Annotated in this window: 1 protein-coding gene; it reads left to right on the top strand. The window is 38.6% G+C overall.

The annotated features are described in order from the left end of the window. Positions 1–36: 36 nt before the first annotated feature. A partial coding sequence (gene pglX, locus VU18_RS16175; protein ID WP_047758535.1) for a BREX-1 system adenine-specific DNA-methyltransferase PglX occupies positions 37–1,463 on the top strand: 1,427 nt, incomplete at its 3' end.

Here is a 1,463-nt window from a genome sequence, read left to right as displayed (position 1 = left end):
TTCAATGAGCATGTATATAGAAGGAGTCAGGAGACAATGAACAAACGAGCATTAAAAGAATTTGCTGTTTATGCACGCAACGAACTTCGCAATCAAATTGCCTTGCGAGCACAAGCCTTTGGGATTACTCCCGAAGGCTCTCCTGTGCTTGTAACAGGTGCTGATTATGTTGAAATCAACGGCAAAAAACTGCCGTTATCTTATAAAAACGGTCTACAAAAACTGTTAAAAGAAATTGAAACAAAAGGTTATGACCAAGTGATTGAAGAAGTCGCGTACACATGGTTTAACCGCTTAATCGCGATTCGCTTCATGGAAGTGCATAACTATTTGCCATCGAAAATTCGCGTTTTATCAAGCGAAACGAAGGGAAAAGTGGATCCGGATATTTTAACCGATTATCAATATACGGACTTGCCAGTCGACAAAGAAGAGATTGCATCTCTTTTACAACAAGGAAAGCGGGAAGAAGCGTATCGGAAATTATTAATTGCTCAATGTAATGAATTGCATGAAATCATGCCGTTCTTATTTGAAAAGTTAGCGGACTATACAGAGTTATTGTTGCCTGAGTCGTTGCTACACGCGGATTCGCTGATTAACAAACTAGGCAAAGAATTAGAAGACAAAAACTTCGAACATGTAGAAGTCATTGGTTGGTTGTATCAATATTATATTTCAGAGAAAAAAGATGAAGTATTTGCGGGATTAAAGAAAAACAAAAAAATTACAAAAGAAAACATCCCAGCTGCGACGCAGTTATTTACACCACACTGGATTGTCCGCTATATGGTGGAAAACTCGCTTGGTCATATGTGGCTCGAGTCTCATCCTGAGTCGAACTTAAAAGCGGAAATGAAATATTATGTAGAGCCAGCGGAACAAGAGCCAGAAGTACAAGCGAAATTAGAAGAACTACGCAACCCAAATCTTTCACCAGAGGATATTACTGTATTAGACCCTGCTTGCGGTTCTGGTCATATTCTTGTCTATGCCTTTGACTTGTTATACAAGATTTACGAAGAACGTGGTTATCCAGCTCGTGAAATTCCGTTTCTTATTTTAGAGAAAAACTTATACGGAATTGACATTGATGATCGTGCTGCACAGTTGGCGGCATTTGCGTTAATGATGAAAGCGCGGGAGAAAACGAAAAAAGTATTTCGCCATCCGCCTGTATTGAACGTCATTTCGATACAAGAATCGAATGATATTCTCATCGATCAAGCAGCAGAATTAATTGGAGAAAACGAAACAGAAGTAGCAGAAATCAAAAGACTATTACAAACATTTATCGATGCGAAAAACTATGGTTCCATTTTACGACCGGAAAATGTTAACTTTGATAGATATTTAAGGAAAGTCAAGCAGTTTGAGCAGTCCGGAGTGCCTACCTTAGAAACGTTTGAAGTGTATGAACAGTTGAAGAAGATTAAGGCACTAATAATCCAAGCAAAGTTGTT

The sequence above is a fragment of the Geobacillus sp. ZGt-1 genome (assembly GCF_001026865.1).
GTDB classification, from domain to species: domain Bacteria; phylum Bacillota; class Bacilli; order Bacillales; family Anoxybacillaceae; genus Geobacillus; species Geobacillus thermoleovorans.
The sequence above is the reverse complement of the archived record's forward strand: the minus strand, read 5'-3'. Positions and strand labels throughout refer to the sequence as shown.